This is a genomic window from Streptococcus sp. HMSC066E07, assembly GCF_001814695.1.
Taxonomy (GTDB): Bacteria; Bacillota; Bacilli; order Lactobacillales; family Streptococcaceae; genus Streptococcus; species Streptococcus hominis.
In genome coordinates this window covers 1-1,385 of sequence record NZ_KV817447.1, presented here as the reverse complement: position 1 = coordinate 1,385, position 1,385 = coordinate 1, and the positions used below count along the sequence as shown (strand labels likewise).

Annotated in this window: 1 pseudogene; it reads right to left on the bottom strand. The window is 43.2% G+C overall.

Annotated features, from left to right (window positions below):
• Window positions 1–17: 17 nt before the first annotated feature.
• Window positions 18–1,138 (bottom strand): annotated as a pseudogene (locus HMPREF2984_RS05380) (IS110 family transposase).
• Between the last annotated feature and the right edge of the window lie 247 nt (window positions 1,139–1,385).

Sequence of the window (1,385 nt, the reverse complement as noted above, 5' to 3'; positions counted from 1 at the left end):
ATAGAGCATAGACGGCTTTAATGATTTTGGGTTAAAGTGTAATCGTAAAGTTTGTTATGCGTAATGAGGTAATACATTGTCCTTATGAGGCGATGCATTGAGGCAATCGTATGAGGCTTAGTTGAAGTCGTCTGCGATTGTCTTTTTCGTTTCTCATAAAAGTCCGCAATGTGGCAAGGATTGGTATGACTGGCCGAAGCAATGTTGTGAATGGTCTTGAAGAGAATCTTTCTGGCATAAGGATTGCCCCGCTTGGTGATATGTTCTTGGGCCAAATAGTTCCCTGATTCATAGTGTCTCAGATCAATCTCGATAAAGGCGTTGATTTGATTGGGAGACTGAAAACGACGGATATCCCCTAATTCGCCTATGATAGAGGTGGCGGTTGTTTCAGCGATACCAGGGATAGAGAGAAGAATCTCGTATTCTGGTAGAGGTTTGGCCAGCTCTATCATTTTGTCTAAGTAGCACAATAAGACTGTTTGGCTAGTTCAATGAGTTTCCCCACCAGATAAGCGACACGCTTGTCAGAGATGCGTTTGGCTGTAGACTGCCGAATGCTGGCAGTCAGTTCCATCTCAGACACTTCCAGGACGAAAGCTTTACTTGGGAATGCCCTCACCAGCTGCCAGTATTGTTCACCTGTTGGCGCTGATAAAATAGACTCTATTTCTGGGAAGGTCACTTGCAGTACTTTGTGAAGGCGGTTCTTAGTACGAACGGTATCCTCTGTCAGATTCTGATAGAAACGACTCAAATCCCGCAAGTCTTGATAAACCTCCTCTTGAACATAGGTCGGTTTACGATTGAGCACAAATTGAGATTGTGCTAGTTTTTCAGCGTCAATCTTATCTGTTTTACGAACTCGCAGGCTATCCAGTTGCTTCTTAGTTTCCAAAGGATTGAGCCGTGTATAAGTGTAGCCATTTTCCTCCAGAAATGCCTGAAGGTGCCGAGAATAGACTCCGGTTGCCTCAAAGATGATTTCAGGGTGTTGGACGGTTTTTAAATCGCTCAAGAGACGTGCAAATCCGATGGTATCGTTGGGCATGGTGTAGCCATGAACTTTCTCACCATTCACTAAAATAGCCACCTCTGAACTTGCCTTACTCACATCAATTCCAAACACAGTCCGCATGATAATTCCCTCTTTGTCTTGAATGATACCTTGTTTTAGTGATGTCATTTTCAATACACGACGTCAAGCGTCCCACATACTTTGATAACATTCTTCCTAAAACAGGTGTCTTGCCAGTTTTGTGTACGACATCAAGCGTCAAAAAGACCCTCGACTTAACAAGACACCCTCTACTTTAACATAAAGAAAAAGCAGTGAGTACTCTCTCCCGTCGGAGATTTCTTCACTACTAATCTTAGTATGTTTT